The organism is Streptomyces sp. NPDC046465, assembly GCF_040646035.1.
GTDB lineage: Bacteria > Actinomycetota > Actinomycetes > Streptomycetales > Streptomycetaceae > Streptomyces.
This window is the reverse complement of record NZ_JBEYZK010000008.1, coordinates 168,103-185,570: the sequence shown is the minus strand read 5'-3', so window position 1 is coordinate 185,570 and position 17,468 is coordinate 168,103. Positions and strand designations below refer to the sequence as shown.

Sequence of the window (17,468 nt, the reverse complement as noted above, 5' to 3'; positions counted from 1 at the left end):
GCGCCCCAAGATCAGTAGGCGCCCCAGGAGTCGCGTCCCTCGCCCGTACGCAGGGACGTCACGCGACGCGCGAACTCCGCGGCGAAGCGCGCACTTGTACCGGCCTGATGTCCCACCCACATGACCATCATCAGTTCCCGTATGTCTGCCAGCGTCTCGTACCCGGGCCAGCACATGAGGTCGAAGCCGTAGCGGTGAACGAACTCGTCGTACTCGGCCTTGCCGTGCCAGCCGTACCGGTCGTAGTAGATCGCGGTCAGGATCAGGTCCCACTCGCGTGGGGCCAGGGTCAGCCCATCAAGGTCGATGAGGACCGCGTGACCATCGCGGTGACGCAGGACGTTCCCGATGTTGGCATCGCCGTGGATCAGGCCGAAGGGGAGTACGAAGTCCAGCCCGTCGTAGTCCTTGGCGAGCTTGGACACCCGTTCTTCCAGGTAAGACCGGTCATCGCCCGAGACAGCGGTCAGGCTCTCAAGGGAGGACGACAGCTTTGCCAGGGGGTCGAAGGACGGAAGGCCCAGCAATTCTGGCTCTTTGAGACAGTGCAGCCGACGGAGTAACTCGGCCAGCTCTCCGACCGCCGCGTACTCCTCCCGCTCCTGGACGCTCTCCCAGAAGGTCACCACTCGACCGCGTACGGCGATGGGCCGAGGGACGTCGGGCAGCACGCGCGTCGTGGGGAAGTCGACCTCTTCGAGCCAGCGGGCCACGGCCACCGTCCGTTCCATCTCGGCCAGGACGGACGGGTCACGAGCGATACGGACGATAATCGGTGCGGAGGCGAGTCGGTACACCGCGTTCGAGCCGAGCCGGAGCAGCTCCGCTCCTGTCGCGTCCAAGTCGGCCGCTTCACATGCTGCGCGCAGCACGACGGCCACGCCCTCCGCTGTGAACTCCCCACCGCCGTCGCGCGCTTCCTGGCCGCTGCCCGAGATCATGGTTTCGACGATACGGCCCTGTCCCGGCCCGGGACAGGGCACCCACCACCGCTCCCGTACCTTGCGGGTGCCCTGCTCGGCTGTGTGGCTCAGCTGTTGTGGCCCTGGCTCTCTTCCCGGTGCTCGCCGCTCTCCTCCTTCAGGGCTCTCGTCTCGCTCTTGAGGATGCGGAGGGATTTGCCCATTGAGCGGGCGGCGTCCGGGAGGCGTTTGGAGCCGAAGAGGACGATGACTACGAGCGCCACGATCAGTAGGTGCCAGGGTTCCAGGGCGTTGCGGATCACTGTCGGTCCTCCGGCTTCCGTGCGGTTCGCGGGAATTTATAGTTGCTATATTGCGCAACTGTACAACCTTGGAGCGACGGGGCGGCAGTGAGGTGTGGTGGGCGGATGGGTGGGGTTCGGCGTAAGCGGAGGCGTGCGCGGCGGCGGAGGAGGCGGCGCGTGGGGCTTGGGGTCGTGGGGGCCCTGGTGGTGCTGGGTGTCGGTGGGGGTGGCTGGGTCTACTGGAAGTTGAACGGGAGCATCCAGACCTTCAGCGCCGACGGGGTCTCCGGGGACCGTCCTCCGGCCGGGAGTTCGCAGGGGCAGAACGTGCTCGTCATCGGGTCCGATGCGCGGACCGGAGGGAACCGTGCGCTCGGGGGCGGGGACTCTGATGACGTCGGGCGGTCCGACACCGCCTTCCTGCTGCACGTCTACGCCGACCGGCGCCACGCCGTCGCCGTATCCATTCCGCGCGACACCCTCGTCGACATACCGCCCTGCAAGTTGCCCAGCGGAAAGTGGACCGAGCCTCAGCACCACGTCATGTTCAATGCCGCGTATTCCGTCGGGGAGACCGCCAAGGGGAATCCCGCCTGTACGCAGAACACCGTGGAGAAGCTGAGCGGGCTTCGGGTGGACCACACCGTTGTCGTCGATTTCAAAGGGTTCTCCGAACTCACCGATGTCGTCGGAGGCGTTGACGTCTGCCTGCCCAAGGATCTCTACGAAGGCGACCTCAATCCTCACCGCGGCAGCCCCGGCGAGCGCGTATTCCGCAAAGGGGTGCAGACGGTGTCCGGGCAGCGTGCGCTGGACTACGTCCGCATTCGGCACGGCATCGGCGACGGGTCCGACATCGGGCGGATCAAGCGGCAACAGGCTTTTGTCAGTGCCTTGTTGAAGAAGGTCAAGGGGCAAGGGTTCAGTCCCGGGACACTGTTTCCGCTCGCCGATGCCGCCGTTCACTCCATGACCGTCGATCCCGGGCTGGGCTCCGCCGACAAGCTCATCTCCTTCGCCATGTCCCTGAAAGACATCGATCTGCACAACACCCGATTCGTCACGCTCCCGTGGCGTTACGACGGCGCCCGCGTCGCTGTCGTCGAGCCCGATGCGTCGGAGTTGTGGGCTGCTCTGAGGGAGGACAAAGGGGTTGAGGGCGGCAAGAATGGCGAGGGTGGTCATAGCGGTGGCGAGGGTGGTCATAGCGGTGGCGAGGGTGGTCATAGCGGTGGCGGTGGCCATAGCGGTGGCGGTGGCCATCAGGGCACGGCTCGGGCCGCCGATGACGGGGCCTGTTCCGATCTGTCCTACGGCTGAGCGGTGAAGCGGCGCCTCAGGGTGCGCCTCAAGGTGGTCAGGGCCAGCGCGTAGAGGGCCAGGACCGCGGCCAGGAGCAGGTAGTAGAGGGGTGGCAGCGGGGTCATCGCCAGCAGCGGGCCCAGGGGCGTGAGCGGGAGCACGAGGCCTGTGACCGCCAGGGCCATTGCCGCCCAGGTGATCGGCGCGGGTCTGCCAGGGACGCGACGGCTGCCGGGGCTGCCGGGGCTGCCGGGGCTGCCGGGGGGCGCGTTGCCGCGTGCCGTGCGCAGGAGCAGCATCACCAGTGCCTGGGTGAGCAGGTTCTCCGTGAACCAGCCCGAGTGGAACACCGCTTCGTCCTCCGTTCCCGTCGGGCCCGGCACCGCGAGCGCCAGGATCGCGAAGGTCGCCAGGTCCGCGACGGCGTTGAGGGCGCCGAAGCCCGTGATGAAGCGGAGGAAGGCGCGCGGGCGCAGGGACGTGGGGCGGCCCAGGGCCGCGCGGGCGGGGCGTTCGTAGGCGAAGGCGAGTTGGGCCGCGTCGAAGCAGAGGTTCTGCGCGAGCACCTGTGCCGGGAGCATCGGCAGGAAGGGGAGCAGCAGGCCCGCGGTGAGCATGGCGATGACGTTGCCGAGGTTCGAGGAGAGCGTGCTGCGCAGGTAGGTCGCGATGTTCGTGCTGCCGGCCCGGCCCGCGGTGACGGCGTGGTCGATCGCGGTCAGGCCGGTGGGTGTGCCGCCTGCCCGCCTCGGCAGCACCAGGTCCGCCGCCTCCCTCGCCACCGGTACCGCGTCGTGCGGAGCCACGCCCACATCGGCCACTCGCAGGGCGGGCAGGTCGTTGACGCCGTCGCCCAGGAATCCCGTGGTGTGGCCGTGGGCACGCAGGGCGGTCACGATGCGGGCCTTGTGTCCGGGTGTGCAGCGGGCGAAGACCGTGGTGCGGTGGGCCAGTTCGGCGAGGTCGGCGGGGGTGAGTCCCTCGATGTCAGCGGCGGTACGGATGTCCGAACCGTCGACGTCCAGGCCCAGGTCACGGCAGGCGCGGGCCGCCGTGCCCGGGTGGTCGCCGGTGAGGATCTTGACCGTGACGCCCCGGTCCGCGAGTGCCCGCAGCGCCGGGCCCGCGGCGGGCGTCAACGCGTCCCGCAGGGTGACGAAGCCGCGAAAGGTCAGGCCCCGTACGTCGGCCGGGGCCCAGGCCCGGTGCCGTGCGGGGCGGTCGGCGGTGGCCACGGCCAGCAGGCGCAGGCCCGCCGCCGCGTGCCGGGCCGCGTGGACGTGCAGGCGGGCGCGCTCCTCGTCGGGCAGCGCGCAGCACTCCAGTACGTTCTCGACGGCGCCCTTGACCACCAGCGTGTGGACGCCGAGGCCGGTGCCGGGGCGCGACACGACGGCCGTGGCGAGGCGGCGTACGGGGTCAAAGGGCAGTGCCTCGATGCCCTCGCAGTGCGTCACCGCCTCCTCGTCGGCGGCGTCCAGGATCGCCTCGTCCAGGGCGTCCGGCACGGGCAGGTCGGCGAGGTGGAGGGTCCACCAGGCGTTCACGGCCGCCCAGTGCAGGACCTCGGGGGCGTCCCGGCCTTCGGCGTCGAAGGACCGCTCGACGACCGGGCGGTCCTGCGTGAGCGTGCCGGTCTTGTCCACGCACAGGACGTCCATGGCGCCGAGGTCGTGCAGGGCGGGCAGCCGTCCGACGATCACGCCGTGGGTGCGGGCGAGGCGGACGGCGGCCCGCGCCAGGCACGTGGTGACGACGACCGGGAGCATCTCGGGGGTGAGCCCGACCGCCACCGCCACGGCGAACGGCAGGGTCTCCAGGCCCCGGCCCCGCAGCGCGGCGTCCGCCATGAGCACCAGCGGGGGCGTGAGCAGCATGAAGCGGATGAGGATCCAGGAGATGCCGTGCACGGAGCGGTCGAAGGCGCCGGCAGGTCGGGGCGCCCCGGCGAGTGCCGTGTACCCCGCGGCGAAGCGCGTCCGGCTCCCCGTCGCCGTCACCACCGCCGTGCCGCTGCCCGCGGTGACACTGCTGCCCTGGAAACAGGCGTACGGGGTGTCGAGCGGGGCGGCGGAGAGCCGGGGCGCGGCCCCCGCGTCTTTCGGTACCGGCGCCGACTCCCCCGTCAGCGCGGCCTCGTTCACGTACAGGCCCTGCGCCCTGAGCAGGTGGACGTCGGCCGGGACCAGGTCTCCGGCGCCGAGGCGGACGATGTCGCCGGGGACGAGCTGGTCCACCGGGAGTTCGCGGGGCACCGGGAGTTCGCGGGGCACCGGGAGTTCGCGGGGCACGGGGAGTTCGCGGGGCACCGGCGGGGCGTCGTGGTCGGGGCGGCGTACGACCGTCGCCGTCGTCGTCACCAGGTCGCGCAACGACCTCATCGCGCGGTCGGCGCGGTGTTCACCCGTCGCGCGGAGCGCGCAGCTGACCGCCACGAGCAACGTGATCACGCAGGCCGTGCCCCAGGCCGCGACGGTGGCCGAGACCAGGCCGAGGCAGAACAGGACGGCCGTGAAGGGGTCACGCAGGCCGCGTACGAACCGGCCGGGCCACGGCACGGTCCGCCGGGCAGGCAGGGTGTTCTCGCCGTGGCGGGCGAGGCGGGCGTCGGCCTCCTCGTCGGTGAGGCCGCGCGGTCCGGTGTCCAGGGAGCGCAGGACCTGCAGTGCCGTCGGCGCGGGCGTCCGGCCGTCGTGCTCCGCTACGGCCACCGACTCCCCGTGCACCGAATCCCCGTGCACCGACTCCCCGTATACCGAATCCCCGTACATCGGTCCCCCGGGCACGAGACCCTCAGGCACCGGTTCCGCGGAGGCGCCGGGCGGCGGGGGCGGTGGCCGCCTCGGCCCGGGACGCGAGTTGGGTGACCATCAGGCGCACCACCGTCACCATGTCGGGGTCGGCGACGAAGTACACCACGCGGCGGCCCTCGCGCCGGGAGCCCACGAGTCCGGCGAGCTTGAGCTTGGTCAGGTGCTGGCTCACGGCGGGCAGCGCGCCGCCCACCCGTTCGGCGAGGCCGCTCACGTCGCTCTCGCCCTGGGCGAGGGCCCACACGATGTGCAGCCGTGCGGACGACGCGAGCAGACCGAACGCGGCGGCCGCCTCCGTGAGCAGTTCGGCGGGCGGATCGTCGTGACCGTCGGCGCCCGTCGTCACCTGTCGGCCTCCCGCTCCCACCACCGTCGTCCTTCTTCTCGTCGATCCGGCTTCTCATCGAACAAGCCGACACCGGCCGGGCCCGGCTCTCTCCGCTCGGCGGCCAGTCTAGGCGGCTGCGGTGCGGCCCGGCCCAGCCTGGTCCACGGACATGATCAAGACCGTGGCGGTGCCTTGAGGCATGCTGGCGGACGTCGGCCGACCCGATCACGCGCCCGCCGTACGCGTCCGCCCCCGGCGACAGACACGACAGACACGACAGACACAGGACATCGCCGCCGTACGCGGCACGCGAAAGGAGAGCGCTCGTGGGCAACTGGATACGTGGCTTCCACCCCGCACCCGATGCCGGGACCCGGCTGGTCTGCTTCCCGCACGCGGGCGGTTCCGCCAGTGCCTACCACCCGCTGTCGGCCGCCGTCACAGGCGTCGTCGAACCGCTCGTCGTGCAGTACCCGGGCCGTCAGGAGCGGATCGGCGAGCCGTTCGCCGAGCGGGCCGACGAGGTCGTCGACGCCGTGCTCGCCGCGCTTCCCGGGTGGGCCGACGGCGAACCGACGGCCCTGTTCGGACACAGCATGGGTGCGCTTCTCGCGTTCGAGACCGCGCGGCGCATGACCGCCGAGGGGCGGCCGCCCGCGGCCCTGTTCGTCTCCGGCAGGCAGGCGCCCTCGCTGCCCTGGCGGCCCGCCGCGGCCCGGCGTCCAGTGGGCGAGATGTCCGACGTCGAACTCGTCGAGGACATGCGGGCCTTGTCCGGCACCGCCGACGGGCTTCTCTCCTCCCCCGAGCTGCTGCCGCTCATCCTGCCGCCGGTACGCGCCGACTACCGGCTCCTGGACGAGCACGTCCACCGGGGCGGGCCCCCGCTCGACTGCCCGGTCATCGCCCTGACCGGCGACGCCGACCCGCGCGTCGCGGTCGAGAACGTACGGCTCTGGGAGAGCGAGACGCGGGGCGCCTTCTCCTGCCACGTACTGACCGGCGGCCACTTCTTCCTCGACGGGCATCTGCCGTACGTCACCGAGGTCATCGCCTCCTCGCTGAGGACAGGCCGGTCAGGCTGAGGACAGGCCGGTCAGGCTGAGGACAGGTCGGTCAGGCCGGTCAGGCTGAGGAGTCGGTCAGGCTGAGGCGCGGCGCTTCGTCGTCGTCTTCTTCGCCGCCGTGGTCTTCTTCCCCGCCGTCGCCTTCCTGGCCGCCGCGGTCTTCTTCCCCGCCGTCGCCTTCTTGGTGGGGGCGGCCTTCTTCTTCGCCGAAGCCGCCGACGCCGACGCGGACGCGGACGACGCCGTCGACTTCTTGCCGCCCACCTGTTTCGGCGTCGCCCGGGACGACTTGCGCGCGATCGGGGTCACTTCGGCCACCTTGTCGTCCGCCGAGTCACCCCCGGAGGCCTCGCCCCGCGCCGTACGCGCCGCGCGCACACTGCTCTCCAGGGCCGCGATCAGGTCGATGACCTTGCCGCCGCCCGCCTCCGCTGCCGGAGTCCGCTCCGCCGGGGTCGCGCCCTCGACCTTCGAGGCGATGAGTTCCTCGACGGCGTCGCGGTAGTCGTCGTGGAGGGTGGAGATGTCTACCTCGCCGAGGGTGTCCATCAGCGCGTCCGCCAGGTCGAGTTCGGCGTCGCGGACGGTGACGTGCGTCTCGGGGGCCACCCCCTCCGGCGCCCGGATCTCATCCGGCCAGAGCAGGCCGTGCATGGCGATCACGTCGTCGACCACCCGCAGCATGCCGAGCCGCTCACGGCCCCGCAGCGCGTACTTCGCGATGGCCACCTTCTGGCTCCGCTTGAGCGCCTCGCGCAGCAGCGTGTACGGCTTGGCGGCGGGGACGCCGCTCGCCGAGAGGTAGTACGCGGCGTCCATCTGGAGCGGGTCGATGCGGTCCGCCGGAACGAAGGCGACGATCTCGATCGTCTTGGCCGTCGGAATGGGGAGCGCGGCCAGGTCCTGGTCCGTGATCGGAATGATCGAGCCGTCCGCGTCCTGGTACCCCTTGCCGATCTCCGCCGACGGCACCTCGCGCTCCTCGAGCTCGCACACCTTGCGGTAGCGGATCCGGCCGCCGTCCTTGGTGTGGATCTGGCGGAAGGAGACCGAGTGGTTCTCGGTCGCGTTCACGAGCTTGATCGGGATGCTGACCAGTCCGAAGGAGATCGCACCGTTCCATATGGATCGCACGTCCGACACCTCTCTGCGGGGAGGGGCAAGATGACAGGATCTCGCGGGATTCTCGCGGGATTCTTGTGGGATTCTTGTGGGATTCTTGTGGGATTACTTACTTCGTGGCGTTATGGGCGTTTTATGGGACTCTCATCGTATGACGCCTATCACCGAGGTGGAGGGGCGACGGCTCCCGCTCAGCAATCTGGACAAGGTGCTGTATCCCGCGACCGGCTTCACCAAGGCCGAGGTGCTGCACTACTACGCGAGCACGGCCGAGGCCCTCCTCCCCCACCTCCGCGACAGGCCCGTCTCCTTCCTGCGCTATCCCGACGGGCCCGACGGCCAGCAGTTCTTCGCCAAGAACGTGCCGCCGGGGACCCCCGACTGGGTACACACGGCCGAGGTGCCCCGCTCCGAGGGAGGCGTGCGGCAGATCCTCGTACAAGATCTGCCGTCCCTGATGTGGGCCGCCAATCTGGTGACGGAGTTCCATGTGCCGCAGTGGCGGGCAGGCACCCCGGCGCAGGCCGACCGGATGGTGTTCGACCTGGATCCGGGGCGGCCGGCCACCGTCGTGGAGTGCTGCCGGGCGGCGCGCTGGCTGCGGGAGCGGCTGACGGCCGACGGGTTCCACGTGTACGCCAAGACGTCCGGCAGCAAGGGCCTGCATCTGCTCGTACCGCTGGAGCCGACCCCCTCCGAACGGGTCACGGCGTACGCCAAGGAGCTGGCCGTCGAGGCCGAGCGCGAGCTGCCCGCGCTCGTCGTGCACCGCATGACGCGCAGCCTGCGCCCCGGCAAGGTCTTCGTCGACTTCAGCCAGAACGCCGCCGCGAAGACCACCGCCGCGCCCTACACCCTGCGGGCCCGCCCCGAGCCGACCGTCTCCGCGCCGGTGACGTGGGCCGAGGTCGAGGGCTGCGAGGAGCCGGGGCAGCTGGCCCTCGCCGCGGACGACATCGCGCCCCGGCTGCGGCGGCACGGCGATCTGCTCGCGCCCCTCCTCGACCCCGACCTCGCGCAGCCCCTGCCCGCACGGGCGGGCCGCTGAGCCGCGTTGTGACCGGCGTCACGTCTAATCAAGTTTGACTAGCGCCCCATCGCGGCATATCTTCTCTGTCAGTAATCAAACTTGACGACTCGACCTTGGCGACTCGACCTTGATGCTCGACCTTGATGAACCGACGACGAGGAGACCGCGTGACCTTCCTTCCCGAGACCGGATACGTCCCGACCACCGAGGACCGCGCGAGCCTGGACGCCTGGTTCGCCGAGTACGACGGGCACAGCGCACGGCGCGACGTGGAGCGCATGGCCGACCTGGCCGTCTTCCCGCTCAACCTGGTCAGCGACGACGCGGCGGGAGACGGGCGCTCGGCGCAGTGGGACCGGGAGCAGTTCGTGCAGACCATGACGCACGTGATGGGGGACGGCAGCGATGACATCACCTTCGAGTCGACGCGCACGCCCGTCTTCCTCTCCCCCGCGATGGCCGTCGTCTTCACCGACTCGGTGATGACGGCGAACGGCGAGACGCAGCAGCTGCGCTACGCCGACATCCTGATCAGGCGTGGCGGATCCTGGGCCTTCCAGACCATGATCCAGGGCGGCTGGGGGGACAACCTCTGAGCCGACGCTCCGCTCAGACCTGTAGCCAGTCAGACCCGTGACCAGTCAGTCCCGTGACCAGTCAGTCCCGTGACCAGTCAGTCCCGTGACCAGTCAGTCCCGTGACCAGTCAGACCTGTAGCCAGGTGCGGCGGTCCCTGGCCGACGCGTGCAGGGCCTCCACATCGGCCGGTTTCAGCACCCCGCCGAGGCGGGCAAGGCCCGGCAGGTCCGCCTCGCGCAGCACCCGTACGTCCCGTGGCGGCGCCGCCACCGCCAGGTCGGCGGCGCCGGTCCCGGCCAGCGCGAGGACGGGGCGGACCTCGGCGGTCAGCGCGAACGAGGCGCGGCCCGCGTCGGAGCGGATCGAGCGCAGCAGCGGAACCGGCTCGGCGCGGCCGACCGCGACCATCGGATCGGCGATGCGCACCCGCTGCCTGCGGACCGCGAGGGCCCCCACACAGAACAGGCCACCGGGGCCGATCAGCAGATGGTGGATGCGGGCGCCACCGGGCAGCGGCACGGAGTGCAGCACCCGCCAGCCCGCGCCTTCGAGCTCGTCCAGTGCCTCGCCGACCGTCCGCTCCGCGGCGAGCGCGCGGTGCCGGGCGTCGGTGCGGAGCCTGCGGGCGGGCACCGGGTCGCGGTCGAGAGAGATCCGCAGGGCCTCGCCGGGGCGGTTGGGGGCCAGGTCGTCGTCCGGGTGGAGGGCGAGGCGAGCCAGCTCGGCGGGGGTGGGCACGGGCGGCGGCCCCACCGTGAACTGGCCGGTCAGAAAGGGTGCGAGGGCGTCGAGCACCTCCTCTTCGCGGTCCTCGCTCAGCAGGTTCACGCGGGACGAGTCGCGGTCGTACCAGGCCACGTTCCTGCCGTCCGCAAGACACACGTACAACCGCTCGTTCCCATGCCGCCAAGCCGGTACGACGCGCAGTCCGGTCATGCGTCATCACCCCCTCGACCATGGGACCAGCCCTTGGCCTCCCGCGGCAAGAACCGGGCTGCGGCGGACGCAAGTCGAGGCTTCTTCGCGCCGATCCGTCCGCTCCGCGCGGGGAATCCCTCCGGCCCCGTAACGGCACTGCTCGCACAGCTACGGCCCGCTGTTACATAGACGACGAATTGCCGCAATAGCGGACATCTAGCGTCGTAGCTGTCCACCCGATCAGCACCGGAGCGACCAGCCGACCGACCGTAAGGAACGCCCCGTGAGCACCACCCGCCCCCGTACCCTCCTCCGCACCGCCGCCGTCTCCACGCTCGTCGGCGGGGCGCTGCTCGTACCGGCCGCGGGTGCCTTCGCGGACTCACCGGCCCCCGAACCGACGGCGTCGCGCGGCCAATCGGGGAATGGCACGAACCACGGCAAGACCGTGGCCCCCAAGGGCGGCGTCAAGGCCGGTGCCGAGCACCTGCGGGACGCCGGGGACCCCGCGTTCCTGGTGGCCGGGGGCGGCATGGCCGCGGCCGGTGCGGCGGGGCTCGGCTTCGCGATGCTGCGCCGCGGTCGCACCGACTCCTGACCGCGCCGACTCCTGAACCACCCGGTCCCACCCGGTCCCACCCTCCCCCTCCCCCGCTGCCCCACTGCCCCACAGGAGTTCCCCGTGCGCACCTCCCCCGGTTTCGAGCCCGCCGGTTTCGAGCCCGCCGGTTTCGAGCCCGACGGTTTCGAGCCCGACGGTTTCGAGCCCGACGCACCCGACGAGGCACCGGCCTCCGCCCGGCAGCGCCGTCGCACCACCCGCATCGCGGCCGTCGCGGCCCTGACCGCGGCACTCGGCATCGGTCTCATCGCCTGCGGCCAGGGCGGCAAGAGCGACCCGGCCCCCGACGTCAAGGTGAACAACGCCGCCACCACCCAGGCCAAGCAGGCCGTCACTCCGTTGAAGGCGTCCGAGCCGACCGGGCTGCGCATTCCCTCGGCGGGCGTCGACGCGACGTCGATGCTCGGCCTGAGCGTCGGTGCGGACAACGAGCTTCAGGTGCCGCCGGTGGACAAGGCGGACGAGCCCGGCTGGTGGACCGGCGGGGTCACGCCCGGCGAGAAGGGGGCCGCCGTGATCGTCGCCCACTACGACACCGCGAACGGTCCCGCGCTGATGAAGAACGTGGCGAAGGTCAAGGTCGGGGACACTGTCCAGGTCCCGCGCGCGGACGGCAGCACGGCGACGTTCAGGGTCCGGGAGATCCAGCAGGTCGACAAGAAGGACTTCCCCACCAATAAGGTGTACGGAGCTACCGGCCGACCCGAGCTGCGCCTGCTGACCTGCGGCGGGCCGATCGTGAACGGCCACCGCTCGGACAACATCATTCTCTACGCAGACCTGGTGTCGTAACAACAGGCCTGGTGACACGACAGGCCGCACCCCGCGGCAGGCAGGAGTGCAGTGCACCGCAGTCGGCTCGCGCCCGCCGCCTTCGCCGCCTTCACCGTCCTCGCCGCGCTCACCGTCGCGGGCTGCGGCGACCCGGGCGGGCTGCGGAGCGCCGGCGCGACGCCGACCGCCGAAGGCCCCACCCACCTCTGGCCCGGCCTGCCGTCGCCCTCAGTGCCCGCCGAGGACTACGGCGCCATAGAGAGCGTCAAGGTCAAGGGCGTGAAGGTGCCGAAGGGCGACCTGCACAAGGTGGACCCGGTCGACGTCGTCCGTGCGGACTTCACCGAGAACCCGGGAACGTACGAACCCTCCGACCGCACCTACAAAGAGACGGTCGAGCGGCTCAAGGACTGCGCCGAGGACGGCTCTCCTGGGCGCTGCCCGGTCCTCAAGGCGTACTACCGCGACCTGACCGGCGACGGCAAGGACGACCTGATCGTCGGCATCTCGACGCCCGACGACAACCTCGACGTCCGCGTCTATGCCGAGGAGCGGCGGCAGCTGACGCAGATCATGGAGATGAGCGACGCGGTGCTCGGCGTCGAGCTCGCCGGGCGCGACCTGATCATCCGCGCCATCTCCAGCCTCGCCGGGTACGAGTACCACACCGTCTGGTCCTGGGACTCGCACCAGAAGGCGATGCTGCCGAAGAGCGACGAGATCGTCCGCTCCGGGAACGCGTCCCGCCCCAAGTCGCACCGGCCCACGACCCCCAAGCCCGCCACGCCCCGCCCCACCCCCACTGCCACCCCCACTCCCTCCGGCTCCGGCTCCGGCTCCGGCGGCGGGCGATGAGCCACCGGCAGCCGCGCGGGCCGCGGCTCCCCGCCTGGACGGCGACCCTCACCTGGAAGGCCGCCGTCTTCATCACCGTCATGTGCTGCGCGCTCGCCGCGCTGCTCGGCGCGCTCGTGCACGTCTCGGTGACCAACCAGACCGTCGGCCAGGCCCGCGAACGGGCCCTCGACCAGCTGAAGGAGGTCACCGAGCGGTACGAGGCGGGCGACCGGCTCGGGCCCGGCGCGGGCGTCGATCCGGCGGGCCTGCCCGGCGGGCTTCGCGACCTCGCGGCGAACGGGCAGCGCGGCACGATGGTCGCCGCCCACGAGTCGCGGCCGACGATGTGGGCGGCGGGGCCCGCCGACGGCCGCCGCGCCATCGCCGTCCAGGTCGACTACGCGCAGGGCGCCCGCACCATCGACGGCCTCGACCGGGCGATCCTCGGCTCCTCCGTGCTCGCGATCGGCGCGACGCTGCTCGTCGGCGCGTTCGCCGTGACGCGGGTGACGCGGCGGCTGCACCTGACGGCGCAGGTGGCGCGGCGGATCAGCGCGGGCGATCTGGACGCGCGCGTCAAGGACCCGCACTCCGCGCCGAGCGTCGGCGGGGTCCCGCGCCGTCAGGACGAGGTGGCCGCGGTCGCGGGCGCCCTGGACACCATGGCCTCCACGCTGCAGGGCAAGCTCCTGACCGAGCAGCGGTTCACCGCGGACGTGGCGCACGAGCTGCGTACGCCGCTGACCGGGCTGCACGCGGCGGCCGAGCTGCTGCCGCCGAGTCGCCCGACCGAGCTGGTGCGGGACCGGGTCGCCGCGCTGCGCACGCTGACCGAGGACCTCCTCGAAATCTCCCGGCTCGACGCGAAGAGCGAGCGGGTGGACCTCGACGCCCATCAACTCGCTCCACTGGCGGAGCGGGTGGTGCGTTCTTCCGGTGAGGGCACCGAGCTCGTCGTCGTACGCGATGTCTGCGTGGAGACCGACCGGCGGCGTCTGGAGCGGGTGCTCGGCAACCTCGTCGCCAACGCGCACAAACACGGGCGCCCGCCGGTCCTTGTGACCGTCGACGGGCCGGTCGTGACGGTGCGGGACCACGGTGACGGCTACCCCGACTACCTGGTGGAGCACGGGCCGCAGCGCTTCCGCACCGAGGCCACGTCCGCCAAGGGGCACGGCCTCGGCCTGACCATCGCGCTCGGTCAGGCGGCGGTGCTCGGCGCGCGGCTGACGTTCTCGCAGGCCCCTGGCGGCGGGGCCGTGGCCTCGCTCCGGCTGCCGTTCGAGGAGGCCGACGCTTCCGGCGACGCGAGGTGAGGTGCGGCGAGGTGAGCTGAGGTGCGGCGTGGTGAGCTGAGGTACGGCGTGGTGAGCTGAGGTACGGCGTGGTGAGCTGAGGTACGGCGTGGTGAGTGAGCTGAGGTTGCGGGTGCGCTTTGTGCCGCTTTAAGTGTGATTGCGGCCTGCGAGCGCCTTGCCCGGAGCCGCTCGACCCGCCCCTCCCTCCGAGGAGTCCCCATGTCCCTGCGGACCACCGCCACCCGGCTCGGCGTGCTCGCCGCGGGCGGCGCCATCGCCGCCCTCACCGTCGCCGGTCCTGCCACCGCCCTCGACGACGCCACCAACAACCCGCCCGTCTACAAGGGCCGCGTCACCGCCAAGAACGGCCTCCTGCTCCGCACTTCGCCGACCCGCGGCAGCAAGGTGGTGCGCACCGTCCCGCGCGGCAAGGTCGTCACCATCTTCTGCAAGACGCGCGGTGACCGGGTGGTCAACAACAACATCTGGTACCTGCTCACCGACGGGACCTGGGCCTGGGGCGCCGCGTACTACATCTCGAACATCGGCCCGGCGCCGCGCTGGTGCTGACGCCCCCTCACACCGCTCGGCCGACATAGTCGACATAAGCGGACTTCGGGCCGATTGCTTGCTACGTTCCCGGCATGGCCGGAACGAGCACGGGCGCCGCACAACCCGCGGTCCCCGCTGCCCCCGTCCCCCGGCGCCGGGGCACCGAGCTCGCCCTGCTCGTCGTCGCCGTCCTGCTCTCGGTGTACGGCTACTGCGACGTCGGCCTCGCCAAGCACGGCACCGTCCCGCCCGGCGCCGCCGGTTACGGCGCCGGGCTCGGTGTGCTCGCCCTCCTCGCGCACCTCGCCGTCCGCTTCCGCGCCCCGTACGCCGATCCGCTGCTGCTGCCCATCGCGGTGCTGCTCAACGGCCTGGGCCTGGTGCTCATCTACCGGCTCGACCTGGAGACACCGCGCGACGAGGCCGCCCCCGCCCAGCTGATCTGGTCGACCGTCGGCGTCGGCCTGTTCATCGCCGCCGTCCTCTTCCTGCGCGACCACCGCGTACTGCGGCGCTACGCCTACCTCTCCGTCGTCGCCGCACTGATCCTCATGATCGTGCCGATCTTCTTCCCCGCCGTGAACGGCGCCCGGATCTGGATCAGGGTCGGCGGCTTCTCCATCCAGCCCGGCGAGTTCGCCAAGATCCTGCTCGCCGTCTTCTTCGCCAGCTACCTCGCGGACAACCGCAACGCCCTCGCGTACACCGGCCGCACCCTCTGGCGGTTCAAGCGCCTCCAACTCCCCACCGGACGCGTCCTCGGACCGATCGTGGCGATCTGGCTGCTCAGCGTCGGCGTCCTCGTCGTGGAGCGCGACCTCGGCACCTCGCTGCTCTTCTTCGGGCTCTTCGTGATCCTGCTGTACGTCGCCACGGGCCGCACCGGCTGGATCGCCGTCGGCCTCGTGCTCGCCGCGTTCGGCGCGTTCGCGGTCGGCTCGCTGGAACCGCACGTCCACAGCCGCGTCGAGGACTGGCTGCACCCCTTCGCCTCCATCGACGCGGGGCAGGGGCCCAACCAACTCGCCCAGTCCCTCTTCGCGTTCGCGGCCGGAGGCATGCTCGGCACCGGCCTCGGGCTCGGACACTCCATCCTCATCGGCTTCGCCGCGAAGTCCGACTTCATCCTGGCCACGGCGGGCGAGGAGCTCGGCCTCTCGGGGCTCTGCGCGATCTTCCTGCTCTACGCCCTGCTCGTGGAGCGCGGCTTCCGTGCCGGGCTCGCCCTGCGGGAGCCCTTCGGGCGGCTGCTCGCGATCGGGCTCGCGTCCATCGTCGCGCTGCAGGTCTTCGTCATCGCGGGCGGCGTCGCGGGGCTCATCCCGCTCACCGGCATGGCGATGCCGTTCCTCGCGCAGGGCGGCTCGTCGGTCGTCACCAACTGGATCATCGTGGCGCTGTTGATCCGGATCAGCGACTCGGCGCGAAGCCAGCCCGTCGGCAGCCAGCCCGTCAGCAGGGAGGCCGCGTGACCTGGCACGTCCGCGAGGAGGCCGCGTGACCCGGTACGTCCGCGAGGAGGCCGCGTGACCCGGTACGTCCGCGAGGAGGCCGCGTGACCCGGTACATCCGGCACGCCGCCGCGTTCTGCGCGCTGCTGCTCATCGCCCTGCTCGCCAACGCCACCCGCGTCCAGGTCTTCGAGGCCGACTCCCTCGACGCCAACCCGGCCAACCGCCGCAACGCCATCGTCCGGTTCGACCAGCCGCGCGGCGACATCCTGGTCGACGGGCGGCCCGTCACCGGGTCCAAGGACACCGGGGAGCAGCTCCGCTACGAACGCACGTACAAGAACGGACCGTTGTACGCCCCCGTGACCGGCTTCGCCTCCCAGGTGTACGGCACGACCTTCCTGGAGAACACCGAGGACGGCATCCTCTCCGGCACCGACCCGATGCTCGCCCCGTTCCCCCTGTGGAACGACATCACGCGCGCGCAGAACCCCGGCGGCCACGTGGAGACCACCATCAAGGCGGCGGCGCAGCGGGCCGCGTACGCCGGTCTGGGCGGGAAGAGGGGCGCCGTCGCCGCGCTCGAACCGTCGACAGGCAAGATCCTCGCGCTGGTCAGCGCCCCTTCGTACGATCCGGAGCGGCTGTCGGGGACGAGCGCGCAGGTCGCGCGGGCCTGGGCGGAGCTGAACGGCGGCGCGAGCAAGCCGATGCTGAACCGCGCGATCCGCCAGACCTACCCGCCCGGTTCGACGTTCAAGGTGGTCACGGCCGCGGCGGCGCTCGACGCGGACACGGTGACGGACCTGGACGCGCCGACCAAGTCCCCGAGCCCGTACACGCTGCCCGGCACCAGTACCCAGCTGACCAACGAGGTGGACGGCTGCGCCGACGCCTCGCTCCGCTACGCCTTCCGGTGGTCCTGCAACACGTTCTTCGCGAAGCTCGGGGTCGACACCGGGCTCGGCCGGATGGCGGGCACGGCGCGTGACTTCGGCTTCAACGACCGCGGGCTCAGGATTCCCTCGTCCGTCGCCCCGAGCAACTTCGACACCTCGATGGACAAGGCGCAGCTCGCGCTCTCCTCCATCGGGCAGTACGACACCCGGGCGACGCCGCTGCAGATGGCGATGGTCTCGGCGGCCGTGGCCAACGGCGGTTCGGTCAAGTCCCCGCATCTGGTGGACCGCACGACCACCGATGACGGCGACGTGGTCGACACGACGGGGGTCAAGTCCCTGCGCCAGGCGATGAACCCGAACACGGCGATGCGGCTGCGCGAGATGATGCAGCAGGTCGTCGAGGAGGGCACCGGCACGAACGCGGCGATCCCCGGTGTGACGGTCGGCGGCAAGACGGGCACCGCTCAGCACGGCATCGACAACTCCGGTACGCCGTACGCCTGGTTCATCTCCTGGGCGCAGGCGCCGGGCGACGGGGAGCCCTCGGTGGCGGTCGCGGTGGTCGTCGAGGACGCGTCGGCGGACCGCGGGGACATCAGCGGGGGCGGCAGCGCGGCGCCGATCGCCAAGGCGGTGATGGAGGCGGTGGTCGGCGCCCACTGACCC

Annotated in this window: 16 protein-coding genes and 1 pseudogene; 11 read left to right on the top strand and 6 right to left on the bottom strand. The window is 71.5% G+C overall.

From position 1 onward, the window contains the following. Window positions 1-11 precede the first annotated feature (11 nt). Window positions 12-941, bottom strand: coding sequence for an aminoglycoside phosphotransferase family protein (locus ABZ953_RS14825; protein ID WP_361722392.1), 930 nt, complete (start codon window positions 939-941; stop codon window positions 12-14). An 89-nt stretch (window positions 942-1,030) separates the two neighbouring features. Beyond that, a complete protein-coding gene (gene tatA, locus ABZ953_RS14820) occupies window positions 1,031-1,225 on the bottom strand; it encodes a Sec-independent protein translocase subunit TatA (protein ID WP_361722389.1) in 195 nt (64 codons plus the stop codon). A gap of 105 nt (window positions 1,226-1,330) precedes the next feature. On the opposite strand from tatA, the pseudogene ABZ953_RS14815 reads away from it, so the two are divergent. Continuing rightward, a pseudogene (locus ABZ953_RS14815) lies at window positions 1,331-2,368 on the top strand (LCP family protein); the annotation flags it as partial. A gap of 149 nt (window positions 2,369-2,517) precedes the next feature. Here the strand turns inward: ABZ953_RS14815 and mgtA are convergent. Then, entirely contained in the window at window positions 2,518-5,220 is a 2,703-nt protein-coding gene (gene mgtA, locus ABZ953_RS14810; RefSeq protein ID WP_361722386.1) for a magnesium-translocating P-type ATPase, read from the bottom strand. Window positions 5,221-5,302: 82 nt separating this feature from the next. Next, a complete protein-coding gene (locus tag ABZ953_RS14805; RefSeq protein WP_361722383.1) occupies window positions 5,303-5,668 on the bottom strand; it encodes a metalloregulator ArsR/SmtB family transcription factor in 366 nt (121 codons plus the stop codon). Window positions 5,669-5,976: 308 nt separating this feature from the next. On the opposite strand from ABZ953_RS14805, the gene ABZ953_RS14800 reads away from it, so the two are divergent. Continuing rightward, window positions 5,977-6,735: an alpha/beta fold hydrolase gene (locus tag ABZ953_RS14800; RefSeq protein ID WP_361722380.1), complete on the top strand. Its 759-nt coding sequence runs from the start codon at window positions 5,977-5,979 to the stop codon at window positions 6,733-6,735. Window positions 6,736-6,792: 57 nt separating this feature from the next. Here the strand turns inward: ABZ953_RS14800 and ABZ953_RS14795 are convergent, their stop codons facing one another. Continuing rightward, window positions 6,793-7,851, bottom strand: coding sequence for a Ku protein (locus tag ABZ953_RS14795; RefSeq protein WP_361722377.1), 1,059 nt, complete (start codon window positions 7,849-7,851; stop codon window positions 6,793-6,795). A gap of 139 nt (window positions 7,852-7,990) precedes the next feature. Between ABZ953_RS14795 and ligD the strand changes: the two genes are divergently transcribed. Both ligD and ABZ953_RS14785 read left to right on the top strand, forming a co-directional pair. Next, window positions 7,991-8,887 carry a non-homologous end-joining DNA ligase gene (gene ligD / locus ABZ953_RS14790; RefSeq protein WP_361722374.1) on the top strand — a complete coding sequence of 299 codons (897 nt, stop codon included), beginning with the start codon at window positions 7,991-7,993 and terminating at the stop codon, window positions 8,885-8,887. Window positions 8,888-9,036: 149 nt separating this feature from the next. Continuing rightward, a complete protein-coding gene (locus ABZ953_RS14785) occupies window positions 9,037-9,465 on the top strand; it encodes a nuclear transport factor 2 family protein (protein ID WP_361722371.1) in 429 nt (142 codons plus the stop codon). A 109-nt stretch (window positions 9,466-9,574) separates the two neighbouring features. Here ABZ953_RS14785 and ABZ953_RS14780 read toward each other — a convergent pair whose 3' ends face one another. Further along, a complete protein-coding gene (locus tag ABZ953_RS14780; RefSeq protein ID WP_361722368.1) occupies window positions 9,575-10,384 on the bottom strand; it encodes a nuclease-related domain-containing protein in 810 nt (269 codons plus the stop codon). Window positions 10,385-10,649: 265 nt separating this feature from the next. Here ABZ953_RS14780 and ABZ953_RS14775 point away from each other — a divergent pair, with 265 nt between their 5' ends. From ABZ953_RS14775 to ABZ953_RS14745, 7 genes are all read left to right on the top strand, one after another. Then, the gene (locus ABZ953_RS14775; protein ID WP_361722365.1) at window positions 10,650-10,964 is read left to right on the top strand and encodes a hypothetical protein; all 315 of its coding nucleotides are present in this window, start codon (window positions 10,650-10,652) and stop codon (window positions 10,962-10,964) included. A 243-nt stretch (window positions 10,965-11,207) separates the two neighbouring features. Next, the gene (locus ABZ953_RS14770) at window positions 11,208-11,780 is read left to right on the top strand and encodes a class F sortase (RefSeq protein WP_361722759.1); all 573 of its coding nucleotides are present in this window, start codon (window positions 11,208-11,210) and stop codon (window positions 11,778-11,780) included. A gap of 51 nt (window positions 11,781-11,831) precedes the next feature. After that, window positions 11,832-12,617 carry a hypothetical protein gene (locus ABZ953_RS14765; RefSeq protein ID WP_361722362.1) on the top strand — a complete coding sequence of 262 codons (786 nt, stop codon included), beginning with the start codon at window positions 11,832-11,834 and terminating at the stop codon, window positions 12,615-12,617. Then, window positions 12,614-13,915 carry a HAMP domain-containing sensor histidine kinase gene (locus ABZ953_RS14760; RefSeq protein ID WP_361722359.1) on the top strand — a complete coding sequence of 434 codons (1,302 nt, stop codon included), beginning with the start codon at window positions 12,614-12,616 and terminating at the stop codon, window positions 13,913-13,915. The genes ABZ953_RS14765 and ABZ953_RS14760 overlap by 4 nt, the downstream gene beginning before the upstream one ends. A 201-nt stretch (window positions 13,916-14,116) precedes the next feature. Continuing rightward, window positions 14,117-14,467, top strand: a complete 351-nt coding sequence (locus ABZ953_RS14755; RefSeq protein ID WP_361722356.1) for an SH3 domain-containing protein — start codon at window positions 14,117-14,119, stop codon at window positions 14,465-14,467. Window positions 14,468-14,541: 74 nt separating this feature from the next. Beyond that, on the top strand, window positions 14,542-15,921 hold the full coding sequence (locus tag ABZ953_RS14750) for an FtsW/RodA/SpoVE family cell cycle protein (protein WP_361722353.1): 1,380 nt from the start codon (window positions 14,542-14,544) through the stop codon (window positions 15,919-15,921). Window positions 15,922-16,004: 83 nt separating this feature from the next. Next, window positions 16,005-17,465 carry a penicillin-binding transpeptidase domain-containing protein gene (locus ABZ953_RS14745; RefSeq protein WP_361722350.1) on the top strand — a complete coding sequence of 487 codons (1,461 nt, stop codon included), beginning with the start codon at window positions 16,005-16,007 and terminating at the stop codon, window positions 17,463-17,465. The last annotated feature ends 3 nt before the right edge of the window (window positions 17,466-17,468 follow it).

Bases quoted from the DNA above. Each gene is read 5' to 3' on its own strand.
- ABZ953_RS14825 (WP_361722392.1), bottom strand. From the start codon at position 941: ATGATCTCGGGCAGCGGCCAGGAAGCGCGCGACGGCGGTGGGGAGTTC.
- ligD (WP_361722374.1), top strand. From the start codon at position 7,991: ATGACGCCTATCACCGAGGTGGAGGGGCGACGGCTCCCGCTCAGCAAT.
- ABZ953_RS14780 (WP_361722368.1), bottom strand. From the start codon at position 10,384: ATGACCGGACTGCGCGTCGTACCGGCTTGGCGGCATGGGAACGAGCGG.
- ABZ953_RS14760 (WP_361722359.1), top strand. From the start codon at position 12,614: ATGAGCCACCGGCAGCCGCGCGGGCCGCGGCTCCCCGCCTGGACGGCG.
- ABZ953_RS14755 (WP_361722356.1), top strand. From the start codon at position 14,117: ATGTCCCTGCGGACCACCGCCACCCGGCTCGGCGTGCTCGCCGCGGGC.
- ABZ953_RS14750 (WP_361722353.1), top strand. From the start codon at position 14,542: ATGGCCGGAACGAGCACGGGCGCCGCACAACCCGCGGTCCCCGCTGCC.